26 protein-coding genes are annotated in these 22,983 nt (G+C 68.9%); 10 read left to right on the plus strand and 16 right to left on the minus strand.

Features of this window, described 5'->3' with window-relative positions; genetic code table 11:
- Positions 1-4: 4 nt before the first annotated feature.
- The 3 genes from C5F48_RS01405 to C5F48_RS01415 are packed head-to-tail and all read right to left on the minus strand — an operon-like array spanning position 5 to position 2,447.
- On the minus strand, positions 5-1,582 hold the full coding sequence (locus tag C5F48_RS01405; RefSeq protein WP_107662172.1) for a gamma-glutamyltransferase family protein: 1,578 nt from the start codon (positions 1,580-1,582) through the stop codon (positions 5-7).
- Positions 1,583-1,606: 24 nt separating this feature from the next.
- Positions 1,607-2,122 (minus strand): ATP-binding protein, encoded by a 516-nt coding sequence (locus C5F48_RS01410; protein ID WP_107662119.1) that lies wholly within the window; start codon positions 2,120-2,122, stop codon positions 1,607-1,609.
- Positions 2,112-2,447, minus strand: a complete 336-nt coding sequence (locus C5F48_RS01415; RefSeq protein ID WP_107662120.1) for an STAS domain-containing protein — start codon at positions 2,445-2,447, stop codon at positions 2,112-2,114. Before C5F48_RS01415 ends, C5F48_RS01410 begins: the two co-directional genes overlap by 11 nt.
- 114 nt (positions 2,448-2,561) lie before the next feature.
- On the opposite strand from C5F48_RS01415, the gene msrC reads away from it, so the two are divergent.
- Together msrC and C5F48_RS26360 are read left to right on the plus strand one after the other, a co-directional pair.
- Positions 2,562-3,014 (plus strand): free L-methionine (R)-S-oxide reductase MsrC, encoded by a 453-nt coding sequence (gene msrC, locus C5F48_RS01420; RefSeq protein ID WP_107662121.1) that lies wholly within the window; start codon positions 2,562-2,564, stop codon positions 3,012-3,014.
- A complete protein-coding gene (locus C5F48_RS26360; protein WP_111467233.1) occupies positions 3,014-3,778 on the plus strand; it encodes a GFA family protein in 765 nt (254 codons plus the stop codon). The genes msrC and C5F48_RS26360 overlap by 1 nt, the downstream gene beginning before the upstream one ends.
- Here C5F48_RS26360 and C5F48_RS01430 read toward each other — a convergent pair.
- Positions 3,775-4,038, minus strand: coding sequence for a hypothetical protein (locus C5F48_RS01430; protein WP_107662122.1), 264 nt, complete (start codon positions 4,036-4,038; stop codon positions 3,775-3,777). The two genes, C5F48_RS26360 and C5F48_RS01430, sit on opposite strands and share 4 nt — an antisense overlap.
- Positions 4,039-4,200: 162 nt before the next feature.
- Between C5F48_RS01430 and C5F48_RS01435 the strand changes: the two genes are divergently transcribed.
- On the plus strand, positions 4,201-4,860 hold the full coding sequence (locus tag C5F48_RS01435) for an RluA family pseudouridine synthase (protein ID WP_107662123.1): 660 nt from the start codon (positions 4,201-4,203) through the stop codon (positions 4,858-4,860).
- 68 nt (positions 4,861-4,928) lie between these two features.
- Here the strand turns inward: C5F48_RS01435 and C5F48_RS01440 are convergent, their stop codons facing one another.
- Positions 4,929-6,386: an aldehyde dehydrogenase family protein gene (locus C5F48_RS01440; protein ID WP_107662124.1), complete on the minus strand. Its 1,458-nt coding sequence runs from the start codon at positions 6,384-6,386 to the stop codon at positions 4,929-4,931.
- Positions 6,387-6,625: 239 nt separating this feature from the next.
- On the opposite strand from C5F48_RS01440, the gene C5F48_RS01445 reads away from it, so the two are divergent.
- Positions 6,626-7,279 carry a peroxiredoxin gene (locus tag C5F48_RS01445; RefSeq protein WP_107662125.1) on the plus strand — a complete coding sequence of 218 codons (654 nt, stop codon included), beginning with the start codon at positions 6,626-6,628 and terminating at the stop codon, positions 7,277-7,279.
- A 218-nt stretch (positions 7,280-7,497) separates the two neighbouring features.
- Here the strand turns inward: C5F48_RS01445 and C5F48_RS01450 are convergent, their stop codons facing one another.
- The 7 genes from C5F48_RS01450 to C5F48_RS01480 all read right to left on the minus strand — a co-directional run bounded on the left by C5F48_RS01450 (position 7,498) and on the right by C5F48_RS01480 (position 15,250).
- Positions 7,498-8,646 (minus strand): rhamnan synthesis F family protein, encoded by a 1,149-nt coding sequence (locus C5F48_RS01450; RefSeq protein WP_146603638.1) that lies wholly within the window; start codon positions 8,644-8,646, stop codon positions 7,498-7,500.
- Between the two features lie 211 nt (positions 8,647-8,857).
- Entirely contained in the window at positions 8,858-10,999 is a 2,142-nt protein-coding gene (pnp, locus tag C5F48_RS01455) for a polyribonucleotide nucleotidyltransferase (protein ID WP_107662127.1), read from the minus strand.
- A gap of 178 nt (positions 11,000-11,177) precedes the next feature.
- Positions 11,178-11,447, minus strand: coding sequence for a 30S ribosomal protein S15 (rpsO, locus tag C5F48_RS01460; protein ID WP_107662128.1), 270 nt, complete (start codon positions 11,445-11,447; stop codon positions 11,178-11,180).
- A 189-nt stretch (positions 11,448-11,636) separates the two neighbouring features.
- Positions 11,637-12,167 (minus strand): DUF1643 domain-containing protein, encoded by a 531-nt coding sequence (locus C5F48_RS01465; protein WP_107662129.1) that lies wholly within the window; start codon positions 12,165-12,167, stop codon positions 11,637-11,639.
- A gap of 139 nt (positions 12,168-12,306) precedes the next feature.
- Positions 12,307-12,879, minus strand: coding sequence for a DUF1190 domain-containing protein (locus C5F48_RS01470; protein ID WP_107662130.1), 573 nt, complete (start codon positions 12,877-12,879; stop codon positions 12,307-12,309).
- An 11-nt stretch (positions 12,880-12,890) separates the two neighbouring features.
- Positions 12,891-14,114, minus strand: a complete 1,224-nt coding sequence (locus tag C5F48_RS01475; RefSeq protein WP_107662131.1) for a glutathionylspermidine synthase family protein — start codon at positions 14,112-14,114, stop codon at positions 12,891-12,893.
- 59 nt (positions 14,115-14,173) lie between these two features.
- Positions 14,174-15,250, minus strand: a complete 1,077-nt coding sequence (locus tag C5F48_RS01480; protein WP_107662132.1) for a PLP-dependent cysteine synthase family protein — start codon at positions 15,248-15,250, stop codon at positions 14,174-14,176.
- Between the two features lie 200 nt (positions 15,251-15,450).
- Here C5F48_RS01480 and C5F48_RS01485 point away from each other — a divergent pair, with 200 nt between their 5' ends.
- A complete protein-coding gene (locus C5F48_RS01485; protein ID WP_107662133.1) occupies positions 15,451-15,630 on the plus strand; it encodes a hypothetical protein in 180 nt (59 codons plus the stop codon).
- On the plus strand, positions 15,627-15,914 hold the full coding sequence (locus tag C5F48_RS01490; RefSeq protein ID WP_107662134.1) for a type II toxin-antitoxin system RelE/ParE family toxin: 288 nt from the start codon (positions 15,627-15,629) through the stop codon (positions 15,912-15,914). Before C5F48_RS01485 ends, C5F48_RS01490 begins: the two co-directional genes overlap by 4 nt.
- A gap of 85 nt (positions 15,915-15,999) precedes the next feature.
- Here C5F48_RS01490 and truB read toward each other — a convergent pair whose 3' ends face one another.
- The 3 genes from truB to rbfA form a co-directional block, all read right to left on the minus strand.
- The gene (gene truB / locus C5F48_RS01495) at positions 16,000-16,905 is read right to left on the minus strand and encodes a tRNA pseudouridine(55) synthase TruB (RefSeq protein ID WP_107662135.1); all 906 of its coding nucleotides are present in this window, start codon (positions 16,903-16,905) and stop codon (positions 16,000-16,002) included.
- 65 nt (positions 16,906-16,970) lie between these two features.
- Positions 16,971-17,702: a phosphodiester glycosidase family protein gene (locus C5F48_RS01500; protein ID WP_107662136.1), complete on the minus strand. Its 732-nt coding sequence runs from the start codon at positions 17,700-17,702 to the stop codon at positions 16,971-16,973.
- Positions 17,692-18,132 carry a 30S ribosome-binding factor RbfA gene (gene rbfA / locus C5F48_RS01505; protein ID WP_107662137.1) on the minus strand — a complete coding sequence of 147 codons (441 nt, stop codon included), beginning with the start codon at positions 18,130-18,132 and terminating at the stop codon, positions 17,692-17,694. The genes C5F48_RS01500 and rbfA overlap by 11 nt, the downstream gene beginning before the upstream one ends.
- Positions 18,133-18,228: 96 nt before the next feature.
- On the opposite strand from rbfA, the gene dapB reads away from it, so the two are divergent.
- Together dapB and C5F48_RS01515 are read left to right on the plus strand one after the other, a co-directional pair.
- A complete protein-coding gene (dapB, locus tag C5F48_RS01510; RefSeq protein ID WP_107662138.1) occupies positions 18,229-19,038 on the plus strand; it encodes a 4-hydroxy-tetrahydrodipicolinate reductase in 810 nt (269 codons plus the stop codon).
- A 53-nt stretch (positions 19,039-19,091) separates the two neighbouring features.
- Positions 19,092-19,439 carry a dihydrodipicolinate reductase gene (locus tag C5F48_RS01515; RefSeq protein ID WP_107662139.1) on the plus strand — a complete coding sequence of 116 codons (348 nt, stop codon included), beginning with the start codon at positions 19,092-19,094 and terminating at the stop codon, positions 19,437-19,439.
- Positions 19,440-19,582: 143 nt separating this feature from the next.
- Here the strand turns inward: C5F48_RS01515 and C5F48_RS01520 are convergent, their stop codons facing one another.
- Positions 19,583-19,714 (minus strand): DUF1674 domain-containing protein, encoded by a 132-nt coding sequence (locus C5F48_RS01520; RefSeq protein WP_107662173.1) that lies wholly within the window; start codon positions 19,712-19,714, stop codon positions 19,583-19,585.
- 116 nt (positions 19,715-19,830) lie between these two features.
- On the opposite strand from C5F48_RS01520, the gene C5F48_RS01525 reads away from it, so the two are divergent.
- Positions 19,831-21,072: an RsmB/NOP family class I SAM-dependent RNA methyltransferase gene (locus tag C5F48_RS01525; RefSeq protein ID WP_107662140.1), complete on the plus strand. Its 1,242-nt coding sequence runs from the start codon at positions 19,831-19,833 to the stop codon at positions 21,070-21,072.
- A gap of 177 nt (positions 21,073-21,249) precedes the next feature.
- Complete coding sequence (locus tag C5F48_RS01530) at positions 21,250-22,980, plus strand: heparinase II/III family protein (protein ID WP_245941213.1); 1,731 nt, start codon at positions 21,250-21,252, stop codon at positions 22,978-22,980.
- Positions 22,981-22,983 lie beyond the last annotated feature (3 nt).

Below are 22,983 nucleotides of genomic sequence, written 5' to 3' on the forward strand. Positions count from 1 at the left end.
CGGCTCAGTAGCCCAGGGCGCAGCCGTCCTTGCGCGGGTCGGAGGCGCCCTGCAGTACGCCGTCCTCGCCGATCAGGATGGCCTGCGCCCCGCCGATCGGCTCCTCCGGCGGGATGACCTTGTGGCCCATCTCGGTCAGCTGCGCCTTCACCGCCTCGGCATAGCCGTTCTCGACCTTCATGCCTTCGGGCGCGGCGAAGCTGCGCGGCGCGTCGATCGCGGCCTGCGGGTGCAGGCCGTAGTCGATCATGTTGGTCATGAAGCGGACATGGCCGGCGGGCTGGTAGGACCCGCCCATCACCCCGAAGGGCATGGTCAGCCGGCCCTCCTTGCGCAGCATGCCCGGGATGATGGTGTGCATCGGCCGCTTGCCGCCCGCCGCCTCGTTCGGGTGGCCTTGCTCCAGCGAGAAGCCGGCGCCGCGGTTCTGGAAGCCGACGCCGAATTTCGACGAGGCGAGACAGGCGCCGAAGCTCCAGTACACCGAATAGATCAGCGAAACCGCCATCCGGTCGCGGTCGACCACGGTGACATAGACCGTGTCGCGATGCACCGCCTCGGTCAGCGGCGCGGCGGCGGCCATCGCCCGCTTCGGGTCGATCAGCGCCGCGAGCTTGGCCGCGGTCTCCGGCGCCAGCATGTGCTCCAGCCGGCTGGTGTGGTTGGCGTCGGCGATGAAGCGGTTGCGCGCGTCATAGGCCAGCTTGGTCGCCTCGGCCTCCAGATGGGCGCGCTCGGCGCCGAAGGGATCCAGCGCGGCCAGATCGAAATGGGACAGGATGTTCAGCATCAGGATCGCCGTCGCGCCTTGGCCATTCGGCGGGTGCTCGACCAGGTCGACGCCCTTGTAGGGGCCCGAGACCGCGTCGACATAGTCGCAGGCGGTGGCGGCGAAATCCTGCAGCGTGTGGCTGCCGCCCAGGGCGCGCAGCGAGGTCACCATGTCCTCGGCCACCTCGCCCTCGTAGAAGCCGGCGCGGCCCTGCGCCGCCACCCGGCGCAGCACCTCGGCCTGACCGGGGGCGCGGAACATCTGCCCGGGCTGCGGGGCGCGGCCGTTCAACAGGTAGAATTCGCGCGCCGCGCCCTGCAGGTCGGCCTCCGCCTCGGCCCAGTCATAGGCGGCGCGCGGCGCCACCGGCACGCCCTCCTCGGCGTAATGGATCGCCGGGGCGAGCGACCGTGCCAGCCCCAGCCGGCCCCAGTCGGCGGCGAGCCGGCAGAAGGCGTCCATCGCCCCCGGCACGGTCACCGACTCGATGCCGCGGATCGGCATCGCGCCGAGCCCGCGATCGCGCAGCGCCGCGGCCGACAGCCCGGCGGGGGCGCGGCCCGAGCCGTTCAGCGCCACGATCCGCTCGTCGCCGGCCGGTTTCAGTAGCACGAAACAGTCGCCGCCGATCCCGGTCATCTGCGGCTCGCAGATCCCCAGCAGCACCGCGCCGGCGATGGCGGCATCGACCGCGTTGCCGCCCTCCTGCAGCGTGTCGATCATCACCTTCGAGGCCAGCGGATGCGAGGTGGCCGCCATCCCGTTGCAGGCAAAGACCGCCGAGCGGCCGGGCATCTGGAAATCACGCATCATTCTCTCCCCTTTGCCGGGAGCCTAGGGGGCCTGAAAGGGATTTCCAAGAGCCGCCGCCACCACGCCGGCTTTTCCCGCCGCGGCCTGTCGCAGCCCGTCCCGCCGGGGAGGCTCCGGCCCCGGGCAGGCGGGGCCGATCCGGAAGCTGAGGTGGTTCACCCCCTCGGCCCGGCGATACTCCAGATCGGAGGCGAGGGCGCGGATCAGCGGCCAGCCGAAGCCGCCTTCCGACAGGGTGTCGGGCGCCTGCAGCACGCCTTTCGGCAGCCTGCCGCCGGGCAGCGGCAGGCCTTGGTCGGAGATCCGAAAGGCCAGCGCCTCCCCCTCCAGCCGCAGCCGGACGACGATCCGCCCCCGCGGCTGACCATGCACCACGACATTGTTCAGCACCTCGGCCAGCACCAGTTCGGCCCGCCACCGCGCCTCCTCGTCCAGCCCGTCCAGCGGCGGCGCGTCGAGCAGCCGCCGCAGCGCGGCCCGCACGGCGAGGGGGTGACTGTCGAGCACCAGCCCGGTCTCCCCGCCGTCACGCCGCATCTTGCGGATCGGTCGGGACCGTCGGATGGAGAATGAACACCCCGTCCATCCGCGTCAGGCGGAAGAGCTTCAGCACCCCGGGCGTCAGCCCCGCCAGTTCCAGCCGCCGTTCGGGGGCCAACAGCTTCATCACCGCGACCATCGCCCCCAGCCCGCTGCTGTCGAGGAATTCGACCCGCGACAGGTCGACGATCACCCGGTCGCCGCTGCCGCCGCCGAGGTCGCGCATCCGCTCCTTGAACTCCGCCGCAACCGCCGCGTCGATCCGGTCGGCCAGCACCCGGACCACCAGCGCCTCGCCCTTCTGCTCCGCTTCCAGCATCATCCCCTCCTGCGCGCCGGATCAGGCTAGCGCCAAGGGGTTATCATCCGGTAAGCGGCTTCCGGTTTCCGGCGCGGCGGATTACTGTTCCGCGATCTTCCGCCAGCAAGGACCATCATGGATTACGACGCCCTCGACGCCAGCCTCGACGCCCTCTGCCACGGCGAGACCGACACGGTCGCGCTGATGGCCACCATCGCCTGCGAGCTGCACCATGCGCATCCGCTGTCGGACTGGACCGGCTTCTACCGCGTCACCGCGCCGGAATTGCTGAAGATCGGCCCCTATCAGGGCGGGCATGGCTGTCTGGTGATCCCCTTCTCGCGCGGGGTCTGCGGGGCCGTGGCGCGCAGCGGCGAGACGCTGATCGTGCCGGATGTCGAGGCCTTCGCCGACCATATCGCCTGCTCCTCGACCACGCGATCCGAGATCGTGCTGCCGGTCCGCAATGGCGCCGGGCAGTTGCTGGGCGTGCTCGACCTCGACAGCAACACGCCCGACGCCTTCACCGAGACCGACGCCACGCGGCTGGAGGCGATCCTCGCCCGGCTGTTCCGCGACGCTGCCTGATGCGCGGGGCCTGCCTCTGCGGGGCCGTGGCCTTCGAGGTGGAGGGCCCGCTGCGCCCGGTGATCGCCTGCCATTGCACGCAATGCCGCAAGATGTCGGGGCATTTCTGGGCGGCGACCTCCGTGCCGCATGACCGTTTCCGGCTGGTGCGGGACGAGGGGCTGGCCTGGTTCCGCTCCTCCGCCGAGGCGCGGCGCGGCTTCTGCCGGCGCTGCGGCGCCAGCCTGTTCTGGCAGCCGGAGGGCGAGGACCGGATCAGCGTCGCCCCCGCCGCGCTGGACAGCGACGCGGGGCTGGAGACGGCGGAGCATATCTTCACCGAGGCGGCGGGGGATTACTATCGTCCGGAAGGGCAGCCGCCGCCGCCCGGCGCGGGGCCGGAACGGCTGCGGGCCTCCTGCCTCTGCGGCGCGCTGCGCTTCACCCTGCCGGGGCCGGCGGGCGAGATCACCGCCTGCCATTGCCGGCAGTGCCGGACCCTCAGCGGCCATTCCGCCGCCTCCTTCGATGCGGAGGAGGCGAGCCTGCAGTGGGAAGACCGGCAGGGGCTGGCGGAATACCGGACGGCGGGGGGCGGGGTGCGCGGTTTCTGCGCCGGTTGCGGCTCCAGCCTGTGGTTCCGGGCGGCGGATGGCGCGTTTTCGGTCGAGGCGGGCTGCATCGACGGGCCGACCGACGGCCGGCTTGCCCGCCATATCCATGTGGCGGACAAGGGTGGCTATCACGCCCTCGACGATGGGCTGCCGCAGGTGGCGGAGGATTAGTCGCGCGCGACGAACTTGTTGAAGCGGCTGGTGCCGCCGTCGGCGGTCTTGTCCTGATAGAGGAAATCGAGGTCGTTCTGGTCGAAGATGTCGAAGAACTCCTCCCACTCGATCCGGGTCAGGCTGTCCTCCGGCTCGCCGAAGTCGATGCGCAGGATGCCGCCCTTGCCCTTGGTCTCCACCTTGGCCGGATGGCCGTCGCGGGCCTCGGCCCAGGCGCGGATCTCTTTGTGGTCGCGGGTGGTGAGGGATGCGGTCATGGCGGTTCTCCTGTGCTGTCCGGATCAATCGACAGGCCGGCGGGAAGTTCCCGGGCTTGATCTTTCGCCCCGCCGCCGCAACTGTGGCCGGGCAGCAGAAGGTGGAACAGAGATGCGGATCGGGCGAGGGACGACCTTCGGCACAGGGCGGGGGCGCCGCTGATGTCGCTGCAGGCGCAGGATGTCTACAACCCGCCGGACGTGCCGCTGAGCCTGCTGCACCACGACTCGCAGGTCGTGGTGGTGGACAAGCCGGCGGGGCTGCTGTCGGTGCCGGGCAAGGGCGAGGACAAGGCCGACTGCCTGATCGAACGGCTGCGCGGCGTCTTCCCCGAGATCCTGCTGGTGCACCGGCTGGATCGCGACACCTCCGGCGTCATGGTCTTCGCCCTGACCAAATCGGCGCAGGGGGCGCTGGGCCAGCAGTTCGAGAAGCGGCAGACCAAGAAGGTCTATGTCGCCCGGCTCGCCGGGCTTCTGGAACCGCGCGAGGGGCGGGTAGACCTGCCCTTGACGGTGGACTGGCCCAACCGGCCACGCCAGCACGTGAACCACGAGACCGGGCGGCCGGCGGTGACCGACTGGCGGGTGGTGAAATATCTGCACAGGGAAACGAGGGTGCGGCTGATGCCGCAGACCGGGCGGAGCCATCAGCTGCGCGTTCACATGCAGTCGCTCGGCCACCCGATCCTCGGCGACCCGCTCTATGCCGATGGCGCGGCGCGGGAATTTCCGCGACTGATGCTGCATGCCGAGAGCCTGCGCTTCCGCCATCCCGAGACCGGCAAGAGCGCCACCTTCTCGGCGCCCTGCCCATTTTGACGCCCCCTTGCTAACCGGGGCCGCGCGGGTCGCCCCGCGCGGCCGTCAGCGCCGGAAGGCGCGGCGGATCACTCCGCCGCCCAGTCGGCCTCGGAGTCCCAGCCGGAGATCGCCTTGACCTCGAGGAACTCCTCGAGACCCCAGTGCCCGCCCTCGCGGGCGCGGCCCGAGGATTTCACCCCGCCGAAGGGCGCGCCGGCGCCGCGGGATTTGCCGTTCATCTCGACCATGCCCGAGCGGAGCTGGCGGGCGAGGCGGTTGCGGCGGGCGCCGTCCTGCGACTGGACGTAGTTGGTCAGGCCGTAGATCGTGTCATTGGCGATCCGCACCGCCTCTTCTTCGGTGTCGAAGGGGATGATCGACAGCACCGGGCCGAAGATCTCCTCGCGCTCGATGCTCATGCCGGGCGCCACATCGGCGAAGACCGTGGGCCGGACGTAGAAGCCGCGGTTGAGCCTGTCGGGGCGACCGAGACCGCCGGCCACCAGACGCGCGCCCTCGTCGATGCCCTTCTGGATCATCGCCTGGATCTGGTCGTATTGCCGCTGGTTCACCACCGGGCCGATATGGCCGCCGGGCTCATGCGCCGAGCCGACCTTGGTGTTCTCGGCCACCTCGCGGGCGATCTCCACCGCCTGATCGTAGTAGCTGCGCTCGACCAGCATCCGGGTCGGGGCGTTGCAGCTCTGGCCCGAGTTGTTGAAGCAATGCTTCGCGCCGCGCTCCACCGCCTTTTCGTCGGCATCGGCGAAGATCAGGTTGGCGCCCTTGCCGCCCAGTTCCAGCGTCACGCGCTTCATCGTCTCGGCGGCGGCAAGCGAGATCGCCCGACCGGCGCGGGTGGAGCCGGTGAAGGAGATCATCTCGACATCCGGGTGCGAGGAAAGCTGCGAGCCGACGCCCGCGCCATCGCCGTTCACGAGGTTGAAGACGCCGGGCGGCAGCCCCGCGTCATGCACGAATTCGGCGAAGAGCAGCGAGGAGAGCGGCGATTCCTCCGACGGTTTCAGCACGCAGGTGCAGCCCGCGAGCAGCGCCGGGATCACCTTCAGCGTGACCTGGTTCATCGGCCAGTTCCACGGGGTGATGAGGCCGACGACGCCGATCGGCTCCAGCGCGATCCGATCGTTCGGCGCATGGGGGCCGAGCGGGCGGATGAACTGCATCTCCTTGAAGGCGGTGATGAAGTTGGTGAGGTGCCACGGCAGGCAGGGGGCCTGGCTGTCGCGCGCCATGTCGATGGGGGCGCCCATCTCGAGGCTGATGGCTTTCGCCATCTCTTCCTTGCGTGCCTCGTATTGCGCGAGGATCGCCTCGACATAGGCGAGCCGTTCGGCGGGGGGCGTCGCGGCCCAGCCGGGGAAGGCCGCCTTGGCGGCGGCGACGGCGGCATCGGTGTCGGCGCGGTCGCCGAGGCTGATGGTGGCGCAGGCCTCCTCGGTGGAGGGGTCGATGACGGCGCAGTCGCGCGGGGCGGCGGGAGCGACCCAGCGGCCGTCGATGTAGAAGTCGCGTTTCTCGATCATGGGAACCTCCGTTTGGCCCAAGGTGACACCCGCGGTGCACGGGGGCAAGGGAAGCGGCGGTGCAAAATGCCGTGTCCGGGACGCGGGATTTGCGGGAGGCGCGAAAATCTGGTCTATGTCGGCCAGTCCTGCGACGGATGCCGCCGCTCTCTCCGTCCCTGCCGCACGGCGGGGGTGAAAAGCCCGGGCGGGCTGCATAGGTCTCAGGGGAACCCATCGCCAGAGACGGAGCCAGACCCATGTCCATTCGCATCAACGACATTGCCCCCGATTTCACCGCCGAGTCGACGGCGGGGACGATCCGCTTCCACGAGTGGATCGGCGAGAGCTATGCCCTGATCTTCTCGCATCCCAAGGATTTCACCCCGGTCTGCACCACCGAGTTCGGCGCGGTCGCCCAGCTTGCCGGCGAGTTCGCCAAGCGCAACACCAAGGTGATCGGCGTTTCGGTCGATACGGTGGACGAGCACCAGAAGTGGAAGCGCGACATCGAGAGCTTCGGCGGCGCCCCGGCGGATTTCCCGATCATCGACGACACCTCGCTCGCCGTGGCCAAGGCCTATGACATGCTGCCCGCCGAAGCCTATCTGCCCGATGGCCGCACGCCGGCCCATACCGCGACGGTGCGCACGGTCTATCTGATCGGGCCGGACAAGAAGGTGCGGCTGACGATCTCCTACCCGATGTCGGTGGGGCGCAACTTCGCCGAGATCCTGCGCGCGCTCGATGCGGTGCAGGCCACCGACGGCGTGCCGATCGCGACCCCGGCCAACTGGGCGCCCGGTCAGGACGTGATCGTGGCGCTGACGCTGAACGACGAGGACGCCAAGGCCCGCTTCGGCGACCTGGACATCAAGCTGCCCTACCTGCGGTTTGCCAAGCAGCCGGGGTGATGCGGGGCCGCTCCGGCCGAACGCCTGAAAGGGCGCGGCCGGAGCGATATCCGGCCGCGTAGCGGGAAGGCGGTTTTGCGAACGCGCTTCACTTATGGCCGGAGCATAATGCTAACAACCTATGGGACTTGCTGCGGGCCCGTGGTTGCGAGGCATGCGTACACCGGAAATGGGGGCGCTGGCGCTGGGGCTTCGTCCTTGTCCGGGAGCCTCCTGATTTATGGCGAGGGTCGCGAATCCCGTTCTGCGACGTCCCACATCTCGATCTCGCGTCGGATTGCCTCAGGATAGGCGGCATGTAGACCGAGCTCGACCAATTTGGAGCGCTTCGCGACCAACATAGGTATTCGCAGCTTTTTTAGGAACGGGAATCCCAGAGATTTCATGACTGCGGGATGCAGTCCGATAGCGAAAGCGAGGAGACGGGTTGTGTCGATATCTTCGCGAAGCTGATCGCGAATTTGCAGCGCCGTCAGATTGGGGTCTTGAAGAAGCGGGTCGAGCAGCCGGGCATCTTTGCGGCTCACCTGTGCCTGATGATTCAGGATGTCGCGCATCATCTTCTCATCATTCAGGCTCAGTAGGAATTCGGCCACCTCGCGCCAGCTGTGCAGGCCTCCGACCGAGTAGCCCAGCTTGGAAAAATGCCGGGTCAAACCAAGTTCGCGCAGTTTGATCACGACGCGCTTTTCACTTACCAGCGACATCTTGCGCCAATACTGCTCAAATTCCGGATCCTGCATGAGTCGCTCCGAGAAGCGGTAGAAGTAGGACTGTAAATGTTGGGCTGAGAGGTCGCCCTTGTGCCGAATATGCATGTCGAAATCAACAAACAGGCCCCATAGATCCTCGGGTGCGGCGCGGCTGCGGTCCAGAACGTCGGAGTCCTCGGACAGGGGAAACCACGTGCTGTCGTTCATCAGATAAAGCGCCCGGGGGCGAATGCCGCGGTCCAGCACCTGCAGGATGCCCTCACGATAGCCGCCAAAGTCGTAGCCCACATTGGGTCGCTCGATGACCAGATGGGCGATTTCGGCCAGCCGGTCCCGGTCGGTTGCGCTCAAGGGGGCGTTGGTGACCACGATGGTCGATACCCCCCGCGCGGCCATCCAGCGGATCTGCCACAGGGTCGAATCCAGCAGCCCCTTGGGTTGATAGATCAGCAGGACCGCCAGTTCGTCCTGCAATCCCTGCCGGCCATCTGTCACGCTGACCGTCTTGCTGCGTTGCCGATCATGGGCCAGGCGCGCCACATGACCCCAGGAGGGCAGGACCAGCCCGGCCATCTGGCGACCAAGGCGTCTCACTTCTCGCGCCAGCTTCTCGCGTCCCGTCTTTTCGGGCGGCATGAAATTTTTCCCGGTCACGGCAAAACCTTTCAAGGGCACATAGGATCGTGCTGAACATCAAAAGGCAGCAGATAGCCACCCACCGCAAGCTTGGCAATGAGGTTCGGCTCAGGGTTGTATTCACCCGGCTTCATGTCGCCGAAGGCAGGTCCCCTCACCGCCTCGGCTTGCGCTCCAACGCAAAAGGCCCCGGATCGCTCCGGGGCCTTCGTCGTTCCGGACCGGGCGCTTACGCCTCGGCGTCGGTCTTGGCTTCCGGGGCGATTTCCTGCCCGGTCTCCTGATCGACCATCTTCATGCCGAGCTTGACCTTGCCGCGGTCGTCGAAGCCGAGGAGTTTCACCTTCACTTCCTGACCTTCCTTCAGCACCTCGTTCGGGTGCTGCAGGCGCTTGTTGGCGATCTGCGACACATGCACCAGACCGTCGCGCTTGCCGAAGAAGTTCACGAAGGCGCCGAAATCGACCAGTTTCACCACTCGGCCGGTGTAGATCTGGCCTTCCTCCGGCTCCGCCACGATCGACCAGATCATGTCATAGGCCCGCTTGATCGCGTTCGCGTCGTTCGAGGCGATCTTGATCATGCCGTCGTCGTTGATGTCGACCTTGGCGCCCGAGGTTTCCACGATCTCGCGGATCACCTTGCCGCCCGAACCGATCACTTCACGGATCTTGTCGGTGGGGATGGTCATGGTCTCGATCTTGGGCGCGTATTCGCTGAAGGCCTGCGCCGAGGTCAGCGCCTTGGCCATCTCGCCCAGGATGTGCAGACGGCCGTCCTTCGCCTGCGCCAGCGCCTGTTCCATGATCTCGGGGGTGATGCCCGCGACCTTGATGTCCATCTGCAGCGAGGTGATGCCGTTCTCGGTGCCGGCAACCTTGAAGTCCATGTCGCCGAGGTGATCCTCGTCGCCCAGGATGTCGGTCAGCACGGCGTAGCGGCCGTCATCCTCGAGGATCAGGCCCATGGCCACACCGGCGACCGGCGCCTTCAGCGGCACGCCCGCATCCATCATCGACAGCGAGCCGCCGCAGACGGAAGCCATCGAGGAGGAGCCGTTCGACTCGGTGATCTCCGACACGACGCGGATCGTGTAGGGGAAATCGGTCGCGGCGGGCAGCACGGCCTGCAGCGCGCGCCAGGCGAGCTTGCCATGGCCGATCTCGCGGCGGCCGGGGGGGCCGAAGCGGCCGACTTCACCGACCGAGTAGGGCGGGAAGTTGTAGTGCAGCAGGAAGTTCGAGCGCGAATTGCCGTGCAGCGCGTCGATGATCTGCTCGTCCTCGCCGGTGCCCAGCGTGGTGATGACCAGGCCTTGCGTCTCGCCGCGGGTGAACAGCGCCGAGCCGTGGGTGCGCGGCAGGATGCCGGTTTCCGAGACGATCGGACGGACGGTCTTGGTGTCGCGGCCGTCGATCCGGGCGCCGCCGCTGATGATGTCGCCACGCAGGATCGAGCTTTCCAGCTTCTTGATCGCCGAACCGAGGTTCTCGTCCTTCTGCTCCTCCTCCGACAGGCTCGCCTTGATCGCCGCGGCAGCCGCGGAGATCGCGTTGGTGCGCTCCTGCTTGTCCTTGATGGCGAAGGCGGCGCGCATCTGCGTCTCGCCGGCGGTCTTCACCTTGGCGTAGAGCGCCGAATAATCGGCCGGCTCGAAGTCGAAGGGCTCTTTCGCGGCGTCCTCGGCGAAGTCGAGGATCAGGTCGATCACCGGCTGCATCGCCTCGTGGCCGAACTTCACCGCGCCCAGCATCTCGGCTTCCGACAGCTCGTAGGCTTCGGATTCCACCATCATCACGGCGTCTTTCGTGCCGGCGATGACGAGGTCGAGCCGCTGCTCGGGGTTCTCGCGCAGCTTCTGCATGTCGTCGACATCGGGGTTCAGCTTGTATTCGCCATTGACGAAGCCGACGCGCGCCGCGCCGATCGGGCCCATGAAGGGCACGCCCGAGATGGTGAGAGCCGCGGAGGCCGCGATCATGCCGAGGATGTCGGGCTCGTTCACCAGGTCATGCGACAGCACGGTGACGATCACGAGGACTTCGTTCTTGAAGCCGTCGACGAACAGCGGGCGGATCGGGCGGTCGATGAGGCGCGAGGTCAGCGTCTCTTTTTCCGACGGGCGGGCCTCACGCTTGAAGAAACCGCCGGGCACCTTGCCGGCCGCGTAGTAGCGTTCCTGGTAGTGCACCGTGAGCGGGAAGAAATCCTGCCCCGGCTTCGCGGCTTTCGCGAAAGTCACGTTGGCCATGACGGAGGTCTCGCCCAGGGTGGCGATCACCGATCCGTCGGCCTGACGGGCGATCTTGCCCGTTTCGAGGGTCAGCGTCTCGCCGCCCCATTCGATCGACTTTTTCGTAACGTTGAACATTCTCTATCCTATCCTGACCGGGGGACCCTCCGCCCGGCCGTGTTGCGAACGGGCCGTATGCCCGTGGCTTCTGACGTTCATTCCGCCCGTCCCACGAAGCCCGATGGGGAGGACCGTCGTCACAGGGCGCGCCCTGCGACCGGAAAGGAAAACGCGCCCCGGAGGGCGCGCTTTGAAGTCAGCGGCGCAGGCCGAGACGCGCGATCAGCGCGGTGTAGCGGCCTTCGTCCTTCTTCTTCAGGTAGTCGAGCAGCTTGCGGCGCTGCGCAACCATCATCAGAAGCCCGCGACGCGAGTGGTTGTCTTTCTTGTGCGACTTGAAGTGCTCGGTCAGCGTGGCGATCCGCGACGAGAGGATCGCGACCTGCACTTCCGGCGAGCCGGTGTCGCCCTCTTTGGTGGCGTATTCGCTGATGAGGCGGGCTTTGTCTTCGATAGTGATCGACATCGGAAACTCCTGTGTCTGGATTGTGACGGCGCAAGCCGGGATGTCGTCCAGCAGGGCCCTTGGCATCCGGCCGAAAGCGGCGGATGCGCGCCTATAGTTGAAAATCGCCCCGAAGGGAAGCCGCTTTCGCAAGCCCCGCCGCCCGCGCGCCCCGGACCGGCCGGGTTCCGCGCGCCTCCGCAACCCGCCTCAGCCGGTCTCGCCCGGCCGCTCCGGCCAGGGCTGCGGCTGCTGGCTGTAGCCGATATACAGCGGATGCCGCGGCTGGCCGTCGGCGTTCAGCCCCAGGTGGAACAGCGGCAGGCCGGTGGCGCGCAGCAGGGCTTCCACCTGCCGCCCGCGTTCGAGGAAGGCGCCATGCGCGCCCCAGCCGCAGACGATCTGGTCGGCCCAGGGCGCCGATCCGGCGATGGCCGCGTCATTCTCCGGATTGCCCACCGGATCGGCCGCCGCGCGCATCTTCTTCGGATCGGTGTCGCGCCAGGCGAAGATGTTGCAGACCCGGAAGGCGCCGAAACCCAGCGTCCGCGCCCGCCGCTCGCAGCGCTCCACCGTCGGATCGTTCTGGAATTCCGTCGCGGTCGAGGGGTTCAGCATGATGAACAGCGCCCTGCGCCCCGCTGGCTCCCAAGTCCGGGTCAGGAGATAGCGATAGCGCTCGCACTCCGAATAGACCGCGGTCGAGGGCGCATCGCCCTTCACATGCGTCCGCGTGATCACCCCATGTCCTCCGCGAAACCCTGCGGTTTCTTCTTGGTCCAAATACTCATCCCCGGCCCGCCCCGGGCGCCGCGCCGAAGGTCATTCCCCGGCAGGGCCGGCCGAGGGGGCTCGATGCCCCCGAAGCCGGCGCCTCCGGTCAGGTCCCCGCGCTGCGGCCTGCCGCGCTGCCGCCGAAGCCGCCGCGCTGGGCGACGGTGGCGCGGCTCATCGGCGGCTGGCCGATGGTGGCGGCGGGGCGGGTGAACTGGCTCGCGCCCAGCGTGGTGCGGCCCGAATTGCCGGAATAGGTGCTGGTGCCCGCCGCATTGGTGAAACGGCCATCGGAGGTGCGGTAGAGCGGCTGGGCCGCGCGGCCACCGCTCAGCATCGAGCCGATCAGATAGCCGGTCAGCAGCGGCATGAAGATGCCGCCCATCCCGCCCGACCCGGTCACCTGGCTCTCGTCGCCGCAATTGCCGACGCCATGCTGTTCCTCGCAGACCTGCAGGCTGTCATAGCGCGGCGCCGATTCCACATGGATCTCCTCGGCCTCGGCGAAGGAGGCGTCGCAATCGGCGCTGGAGAACTGCCCGCCCCGGTTGGCCTCGGCCTTGCAGGAGGCGAGGTCGGGGAAGGCCTGGGCCTCCACCTCCTCCTCGCGGCAGCCCGCGAGGGCGAAGGCGGCGGCTCCGACGATGGCCAGAGCGACACGGCTCGAGCGTTTGCGCATGGCGGTCTCCTTCAGTCGCGAATGTAATGCGGCTTGAACCGCGACAGGTCTTGGGTGATCCGGCCCCGGTCCTCGCGCAGACCGATGCCGCAGCAGGCTTCGCCGACGATCCAGGACCCGATCACCGGGCGGAAGCCGTCGAATTCCGGCAAGGGATGATAGGCCTGCACGATCTTCGGATGGGCCTCGTAATCGGCATTGGACGAGCGGTCGGTCACCTTGCCTGCTTCCACGATGGAGATGGAGGCCCCCTCGCGCGAGAACAAGGGTTTCAGCACATGACCCCGCGCGAAGGCGTCCTGCGACCGGCCCCAGGCCTCGGCCACCGCCGCCGTGGAAGTGCCGCCCTGCAGCGCGCCTGCCACGTCGTCATGGAAGAAGGCGGGCAGCAGGTTCGGGTGCCCCTCGAACATCTGCCAGAGCACCGGCAAGAGCCCCTTGTTCGACACCACCGCCTTCCAGGCCGGTTCCAGCATCAGGCAGCCCGAGGTGGTCAGGTGTTTCGCGAAATCGTCGCGCAGCAGGTCTTCCCAGGGGTAGAGCTTGAACAGCACGCCGATCACCCGGTCCTCGGCATCGGCGAACTGGCCCTCCTTGGTCACGCCGATCTTGTCGAGATCGGTGTAATGCGCCCCCATGCCGGCGGCGCGGGCGGCCCAGCCCATCGCCTCGACGGTGGCGTAATCCTCGGGATTGCCGGCGACGGCGGTGAAATGCAGGTCGGTGTCTGGCGCGAAGAGCGCCTTGAACCGCTCGACCAGCGCCTCGTGGATGCCGTTGAACTGGTCGTCCGTTTCGCGCAGCACCCCGGCTTCAATCTGCGCCTCGAGCCAGCGCCACTGGAAGGAGGCGCTCTCGTAGAGCGAGGTCGGGGTGTCGGCGTTGTATTCCAGCAGCTTCGTAGGCCCCGTGCCGTCATAGGCCAGATCGAAGCGGCCGTAGATCTCCGGCTCGCCGCCCTGCCAGCTTCCGCGCACCAGATCGAAATGCTCGGCCGGAATGCCCAGCTTTTCCAAGAGCTCCTCGCTCCGCACGATCTCGGCCACCGCCTCGCGGCACATGGCATGCAGCGCGGTCGAGGGGTCTTCGATATCCTCCTCGATCTCGCGCAGCGAGAATTCATAGGCCGAGCTTTCGTCCCAATAGGGCTCGCCATGCATGTCGGCAAAGCTGAAGCCGAGCTCTTCGGCCTCCTTGCGCCAGTCCGGGCGTTCGGCGATCTGGATCTTCTGCATGGTCACTGGTCCTCCCGACGGTTGCGGAGGTAGCCCGCATCCGGCGCGAGGTCCAGTCTTCAGGGCAGCTGATAGCCGGGAGTTGACCGCGACAGCGCCAGTTCCTCCTCGTCCATGTCCTCGGCGATGCTCTGGAACAGCGGCGTGGTCATGTAGCGCTCGCCGGTGTCGGGCAGCATGCAGAGGATGACCGAGCCGGGTGCGGCGCTCTCGGCCATCTTCAGCGCCACGGCGAAGGTGGAGCCGCCGGAGATGCCGGTGAGGATGCCCTCGCGCCGCGCCAGATCCTGCGCCGCCTTCACCCCCTCGGCCCCGGCGATGGGGATGAGCTGGTCGTAGAAGGCACGGTCCAGCGCCTCCTGCAGCACCAGCGGGATGAAATCCGGGGTCCAGCCCTGGATCGGATGCGGCTCGAAGGCCGGATGGGTCGCGCCCACCGTGCCATCCACCGCCCGCTCCTGCGCCACGCCGCTGCCGACGAGCTGGGCATTGGCGGGCTCGGTCAGGATGATCTTCGTCTCGGGCCGCTCGGCGCGCAGCACCCGGCCGACGCCGCTCACCGTGCCGCCGGTGCCGTAGCCGGTCACGAAATAGTCGAGCCGCTGGCCGTCGAAATCGGCCAGGATCTCGCGCGCGGTGGTGGATTCGTGGATGTCGGCATTGGCGGTGGTCTCGAACTGGCTGGCGAGGAACCAGCCATTCGCCTCGGCCAGCTCCTGCGCCTTGCGATACATGCCGAGCCCCTTCTGCGCCCGCGGCGTCAGCACGACCTTGGCGCCGAGAAGCCGCATCAGGCGGCGGCGCTCGATGGAAAAGCTGTCTGCCATGGTGATGACAAGCGGATAGCCCTTCTGGGCGCAGACCATGGCGAGGCCGATCCCGGTATTGCCGCTGGTCGCCTCGACCACGGTCTGCCCGGGCGAAAGACGGCCTTCGCGCTCGGCAGCCTCGATGATGTTCAGCGCGAGGCGGTCCTTCACCGATCCGGCGGGGTTGAAGAACTCGGCCTTCACATAGATCGTGACGCCCTCGGGCCCGAGGTTGTTGATGCGGATCGCGGGCGTATCGCCGACCGTCTCCAGCACGGATGCGTAGAGCCGGCCCCGGCCCTTGGTGGTGCGGATCGCGTTCGTCATGGGAGCCTCCGGATGCAGCCGTCGCGAAACCGCGACTCGGCCCAGCCTAGCCCGGAGCGGAACGACGTGCTTCCCTCATTTCCGCGGGAGGCCGGGAGGATGGGCCGGATTTCCGCAGCGCGGTGGAACGTCTGCCGCCCCCGGGGTGGCGCTTGCCCGAGGGGCGCAACCGGCCTATCTTCGTGACAGGAGAAACCGACATGCGCATCGTTGCCCAGACCGGAGTGGATCGCTGGCTGAAGCCGGCAGAGCCTGACGAGCGGCCGGAAGACGGTCACGAGGCCTGGCTTCAGGCCGAGATCGCGGAAGGTCTGGCCGAACTCGATGCGGGCAAGGCCATCCCCGCCGCGCAGCTCTGGAAGGATCTCGGGCTGGAATGAGGCTCGTCTTCGCGCCCTTGGCGGCACGCCGCCTGCGGGAGATCCAAGCCTACATCGCCTTTGCCGCCAGCTTGTCCACTGCGCTCGGGGTCATCCACCGCATCCGGCAGAGCGCCGAGATGCTGACCGACTTTCCCCTGCTCGGGCGGGAGTGGGGCGACGGGGCGACCCGCGCGCTGCAGGTCTCGGGGCTGCCCTATCGCATCCACTATCGGCTCAGGGGCGATGTGGTGGAGATCGTCACCATCCACCACGACCGCCAGAAACCCCCGCGCTTCGGCTAGGCCGAAGCCGCGATACAGCCGGCGTAGGGTGGGGTTCCACCCCACCCCTGTCGCGCGGCAGGGCAAAGACCCCCCCGAATCCGCGCTACAGGTTGAACACCCGCGACGGGTGCAGCTCGCCCGCCTTGTAGATGCCGACGGCGATGGGCTGGCCCTGGTAGCTGGCCCAGGCCTCGTCGCCGTATTCGCAGTTCGCCGAGATCACCATGCCCGGATTGCCGTTGCGCAGCCGCACCGCGCCCTCGGGGGTGCAGGGCAGTTCGGGCAGGTCGGCGAGGCCCTTTTCCAGCGGCAGCAGGTGGGTTTCCAGCTCCTCCGTGCGGGCGAGGCGGTCGATCGTATCGAGGCTGATGCCGTCCTCGGCGTCGAAGGGGCCGGACCAGGTGCGGCGCAGGCACTGCACATGGCCATGGCAGCCGAGCGCCGCGCCCAGATCGCGGGCGATGGCGCGGACATAGCCGCCCTTGCCGCAGACCATCTCCAGCTCGACATGGTCGGCGTCGGGCCGGGCGATCATCTCGAGGCTCTCGACCCAGAGCTCGCGCGCCGCGATCTCCACCGTCTCGCCGTCGCGGGCCAGATCGTAGGCGCGTTCGCCGTCGATCTTCACCGCTGAGAACTGCGGCGGGATCTGCATGATCTCACCGCGGAAGGCCGCCAGCGCCGCCGCGATCTCGTCATCCGCCGGGCGCAGGTCGGAGGTGGCGATCACCTCGCCCTCGGCATCGTCGGTCCGGGTGGAGACCCCGAGCCGCACGAGGAACCGGTAGCATTTCAGCGCGTCGGTGATGTAGGGCACGGTCTTCGTCGCCTCGCCCAAAGCCACCGCCAGAACGCCGGTCGCGTCGGGGTCGAGCGTGCCGGCATGGCCCGCCTTCTGCGCGTCGAAGGCCCAGCGGACCTTGTTCACCACGGCGGTCGAGGTGATCCCGGCGGGCTTGTCCACCACCAGCCAGCCCGAGACGGCGCGGCCCTTGCGCTTGCGTGCCATGTTCATTCCCCTTTGTCGGAAGGCCGCCTGCTATCGAAGCCGGGCGCCGGCGTCAACGGCGCGCGTCAGCCCTTGGGAATGACGCTGCCGACCATCGGCCCCATCGGCCCGCCCCAGTCGAAGCGGTTCCTGCCCGCATCGTAGAGCCGCGAGATCGAGCCGTCGAAATAGAGCGCGTCGGGCAGCTTCAGCCCGTCGCGGAACATGCGGCCGAACTGGTGGAAGGTGACGCGGCGGTTGGAGATGGCGAAGGTGGCGGTCCGGCCATCCGCCGAGACGCCGACGCCGTTGCGGATGTAGAGCGACGTGCTGTCCACGAGGAACCGCGGGTGCAGCGCGCCGTCGATCACCAGCATGGGCCCCGACTGGCTGGCGAAGCGGCAAGCGGGCGGCGCGGCGGCGAAGGCGCGGGATTCGATCACCGCGAAGCGCTCGCCGATGCAGAAGACGCCGTTCGGCAGCAGGCCGAAGTTGCCCGGCCCTTCGGCGGTGACGATGGGCGCGCGCTCGACGCCATCCTCGATCATCAGCCCCACCGGGGCGCGGTCGGCGTGATACATGCCCGCGTTCATCGCGAAGCCGAGCTGCTTGCCCTCGGCGGCCAGCGCCGCGTTCACCCGGTCGAAGCTGCCATAGGGCCGCCCGTCCGCCGCCTGCTGGAACAGGCGGATGTCGTCGGCGATGCCGACCTCGCAGATCGTGTAGGGCAGGCCGTCGAAGTCGATGTCGCGGCAGGCGGCTTCGGCGATGGAAGGCAGCAGCAGCGTCAGGAGGACGCCGAGGATGCTAAGCCTCATCCCTATCGTCCTTGGGCTGATCGTCGTCGGAACCGTCCTCGGCGGCGATGTCGCGCTGCACCTGCTCGTCCGAGAACAGCCGCCGCGTCTCGTCCAGCCGGTCGAAGGTGTCGTCGGGCCGGAAGCGCAGGTCGGGGGCGTATTTCAGCGTCAGCTGTTTCGACACCGCCTTGCGCAGCTCCCACTTGTTGCGGCTGAGCGCGGCGATCGCCTCGTCGACGTTCCTGCCGCCCAGCGGCATGACATGGACCGTGGCGATCTTGAGGTCGTTCGAGCAGCGCACCTCGCCCACCGTGATCGACATGCGGTTGAGGTCGGGATCGTGGATCTCGCCCCGGTTCAGCACGTCGGACAGCGTGCGGCGGATCAGTTCGCCGACGCGAAGCTGACGTTGGTTCGGGCCGGAGCCGGAGGAGGGTCTGTTTGCCATGCGCGTGCATTTAGGCGCTTTCGCCGCGTCCCGCAACGCCGGGCTTTGCGCGGCGCGGTGGAAGCGGCTAGAGAGGCGAAAAAAGAGGGGACTGCCATGACCGATCTGCCGGGTATCGTCATCACCGGGGCCTCGGGCCGCATGGGCCAGATGCTGGTCCGCACCGTGCTCGCCTCGGACAAGGCGCGGCTGGTCGGCTGCGTCGAGCGGGCGGGCAATGCCTGGCTCGGCCGCGACATCGGCGAGGCGATGGGCGGCGCGGCGGTCGGCGTCAGCGTCACCGACGACCCCTTGGAGGCCTTCGCCAAGGCGCAGGCGGTGATCGATTTCACCTCGCCGGCGGCCACGGTCGAATTCGCGGCGCTGGCGGCGCAGGCCCGGGCGGTGCACGTGATCGGCACCACGGGGCTGGAGCCCGCGCATCTGGAGAAGCTCGACTGGGCGGCGCATCACGCGGTGATCGTGCGGGCCGGCAACATGAGCCTCGGCGTCAACCTTCTGGTGCAGCTGACGAAGAAGGTGGCCGAGGCGCTGGATGCCGACTGGGACATCGAGGTGCTCGAGGCGCATCACCGCATGAAGGTCGACGCGCCCTCGGGCACCGCGCTGATGCTGGGCGACGCGGCGGCCGAGGGGCGCGGCGTCACGCTGGACGAGGCCAAGGTCGCCGCCCGCGACGGCATCACCGGGGCGCGCGAGCGGGGCAGCATCGGCTTCTCCTCGATCCGCGGCGGCGATATCGTCGGCGAGCATGACGTGATCTTCGCGACCGAGGGCGAGCGCATCGTGCTGCGCCATCTGGCGACCGACCGGACGATCTTCGCCCGCGGCGCGCTGAAGGCGGCGCTCTGGGGGCAGGACAAGATCCCCGGTCACTACAATATGATCGACGTGCTGGGGCTCTGAGTCATCCGCGCTAACCGGTGTCGCGTAATCTGCGCGGCAACAGGGAGGCTGCGATGATCCGAACGATCCTGATATGCATGGCGCTGGCCACGCCCGCGATGGCCGAGGGCTTCGACAGGGTGAGCGAGCGCGAGGCCTTCGTCGGGCTGATCGCCGGCAAGTCCCTGAAACGCTTCGGCGTGACGCTGGAGGTCTCGCCCGGCGGCGGCATCACCGGCAGCGCCTTCGGCCAGCCGGTGACCGGGGCCTGGCGCTGGCGGGACGGCCTGTTCTGCCGCGACCTGTTCTTCGGCGCGCGCGATCTGGGGCCGAACTGTCAGGTGGTGGCCCTGAAGGGCTCGACGCTCCGCTTCATCGCCGACGAGGGCGCCGGCGATCACGCCGATCTGCGGATCGAGTAGGCCCCGGAGGTCGACGGCGATGCCCTTGTCGGCGCGCGCGACCCGGGGCCGAACTGTCGGGTGGTGGCCTTGAAGGGCTCCACCCTGCGCTTCATCGCCGACGAAGCAGCGGCGATCATGCCGGCCTGCGGATCGGGCAGGCCTCAGAAGTCGACGGCGATGCCCTTCTTCTCCCAGTCGCCGTAGCGCACGGCTTCGGGGCCGTCGCGGCCGCCGAGCTCTTTCGGCAGGTCCAGCGCCTTGGCCTGCCGGCGGCGCTCCTCGGCCTCGGCCAGCGCGCGCTGGGCGGCGGGGGAAGGGGGGGCTGATGGTCCTCGGACATGGGTCGCTTCCTTGTGCCTTCTCGGGTCATGATATACCGCGCGTCAGGACCCAAACAAGGAGCGGCGGGATGGCGATGGATGCGCGCGGCGCGGCGGTGGCGCTTCTGGATGCCGTTCTGGGCGAGGGGCAGATGCTGGGGCAGGTGCTCGACGACCCCAAGGGGCCGCTGGCGGGCGTCCCGCCGCAGGAGCGGGCGCGGGCGCAACGGCTGGCCGGTTCGGTGCTGCGGCATCTGGAGCAGGCCGACCGGGTGCTGGCCCCCTTCCTGCGCAAGAGCCCGCCGCTGACGGTTCGGAACGTGCTGCGGCTGGCGGTGGTCGAGATTGCCGTCGAGGGCGCCGCGCCGCATGGGGTGGTGCATTCGGCGGTGGATCAGGTGCGGCATGGCAACCGGACGGGGCACCTGACCGGGCTGGTGAACGCGGTGCTGCGCAAGGTGGAGCCGGAGGCCTTTGCCGGGCTGCCGCCGCAGCGGATGCCGATGTGGCTCAGGAAGCCGCTGGTGGGGCTGTGGGGGCGTGAGGTCGTGTCGGCGATCGAGGCGGTGCAGGCCGCGGGTGCTCCCTTGGATCTGTCGGTGAAGCCGGGCCGGGAGGCGCCGGGGGAGGCGTTGCCGACCGGGAGCTCCCGGGTGACGGGGCCGGGGCAGGTTTCGGCGCTGCCGGGCTTTGAGGCGGGCGACTGGTGGGTGCAGGACGCGGCGGCGGCGCTGGCGGCGCGGCTGTTGGAGGTGACGCCGGGGGAGAGGGTCGCCGATCTCTGCGCCGCGCCGGGGGGCAAGACTTTGCAGCTGGCGGCGGCGGGGGCCGGGGTGGTGGCGGTGGATATTTCCGCGCCGCGGCTGGGGCGGCTGCGGGAGAATCTGGCGCGCTGCGGGCTGGAGGCCGAGGTGGTCGCGGCGGATGTGTTGCAGTGGGACGGCGGGCTGTTTGATGCCGTCCTCTTGGACGCGCCCTGTTCGGCGACCGGGACGATCCGGCGACATCCGGACCTGCCTTTCGTGAAGGATGGCAGCGAGATCGCCGCGCTGGTGGAGCTTCAGGCGGCGCTGATCGACCGGGGGCTCGGGATGCTGAAACCGGGCGGGAGGCTGGTCTATTGCACCTGCTCGCTGCTGCCGGAGGAGGGGGAGGCGCAGCTGGAGGCGGCCTTGGCGCGGCATCCGGGGCTGGTGGCGGAGCGGGTCGAGATCGCCGGGGTGGAGCCCGGCTGGTGGACCGGGGCGGGCGGGCTGCGGCTGCGGCCCGATTACTGGGCCGAGCGCGGCGGGATGGACGGGTTCTTCATGGCGCGGCTGCGGCGGGGCTGATTTTCACGCGTGAAAATCCAGGCAAGCCTTTGGGATAGCATGACTTTCCGACTCCTGTTCACGACCTGTTAACCCGGCCGGACCACGCCGCATTCTGCGGTGACAGGTCGCAGCCGGGCGGCTATGGTCGGGCAAAGACCCGGAACCGGGCGGGATGGACTGCGGGGCGGGTGAGGCATGGCAGGCGTGACCCAGAAGGAAGGGTTTGCAGCGCGCAGGGCGCGGCTGATGAACCGGCTTGCGGCGCTGCGGGCGGGCTATGCCCGGCCCTCGGGCGGCTTTCTGGCGCAGCCGGAGCCGCGCAGCATCGGCGCCTATGCCCGCGGCCGCCAGCTTCTTTCGGGAACCTACCTGCTTGCCGGCCAGCTGGTCGAGGCGCCGCGCCAGTCGCTGTGGGAGGTGGAGCCGCCGAGCTCCGCCTTCGCCGCCGAGGCGCAGGGCTTCGGCTGGCTTGATGATCTGGCGGCGCTGGGCGATGCGGCGGGGCGCGACCGGGCGCAGCGCTGGACCGCGGAATGGATCGCCCGCTATGGCCGGGGCCGCGGCCCGGGCTGGGAGCCGCAACTGGCCGGGCGGCGGCTGATCCGCTGGGTGAACCATGCGCCCTTGCTGCTGCAGGGCCGCGACGAGGCCGAGGTGAACGCCTGGCTGCGCGCCACCACGCGGCAGTTGGTGTTCCTCGCGCGGCGTTGGCCGAAGGCCGCGCCCGGCCTGCCGCGCTTCGAGGCTCTGGCCGGGCTGATCCACGCCGGGCTGGCGCTGGAGGGGATGGAGCGGCATGTCGACCCGGCGGTGACGGCGCTGGCGCGCGACTGCACCGACGAGATCGACGCCGAGGGCGGCATCGCCAGCCGCAATCCCGAGGAACTGCTGGAGATCCTGACCCTGCTGCTCTGGGCCGAACAGGCGCTGCAGGGCGCGGGGCGCGAGGCGCTGCCGGCGCATCGCTCGGCGATCCAGCGAATCGTCCCGGTGCTGCGGGCGCTGCGCCATGCCGATGGCGGGCTGGCGCGGTTTCACGGCGGCGGGCGCGGGGCCGAGGGCAAGCTGGACCGGGCGCTGGCCGGGGTGCCCGTGCTGCGCGGGCCGCAACTGGAACTGGCGATGGGCTTCGCCCGGCTGGGGGCGGCGCGCACCACGGTGATTGTCGACGCCGCCCCGCCGCCGCCGGGCCTGTCGGGCCATGCCTCGACCCTGGCCTTCGAGCTGACCTCGGGGCGGCGGCCGCTGATCGTCTGCTGCGGCGCGGGAGCGCCCTTCGGCCCCTCCTGGCGCAAGGCGGGGCGGGCGACGCCCTCGCATTCGACGCTGGCGATCGAGGGTTTTTCCTCCTCGCGGCTGGCCAGCGGCGGGCAGGAGACGATGGCCGACCGCGCCCGGGTGCTGCGCGCCGACCGCAGCCTGTCGCCGGAGGGGCAGCACCTGCATCTGGCGCATGACGGCTGGTCGGCGACGCATGGGCTGGCGCATCGGCGCGACCTGTTGCTTGCGGCGGATGGTCGCCAATTGAGCGGGACCGACACGCTGGCGGCGCTGACCGGGGCGGAGCGCAAGCGCTTCGAGCAGCTGATGACCCGCGGCGGCTGGGCCGGCGTGCGCCATGCGCTGCGTTTTCACCTGCACCCGGATGTCGAGGCGGAGCTGGAGATGGGCGGCAGCGTGGTGTCGCTTGCGCTGAAAAGCGGCGAAATCTGGCTGTTCCGCCCCGAGGGGGGCGCCAGTCTGACGCTGGAGCCCTCGGTCTATCTGCAGCGGGGGCGGCTGAAGCCGCGGGCGACGAAACAGATTGTGCTCACCGGCGTGGCGGTTGATTTTGAGGACCGGATCGGCTGGACCTTGGCGAAGGCACAGGATACTCCGCTGGCCATCCGTGACCTGGACCGGGAAGACCTGCCGGACCGCCCCTGATCT

Source organism: Cereibacter changlensis JA139 (genome assembly GCF_003034985.1).
Lineage (GTDB): Bacteria > Pseudomonadota > Alphaproteobacteria > Rhodobacterales > Rhodobacteraceae > Cereibacter > Cereibacter changlensis.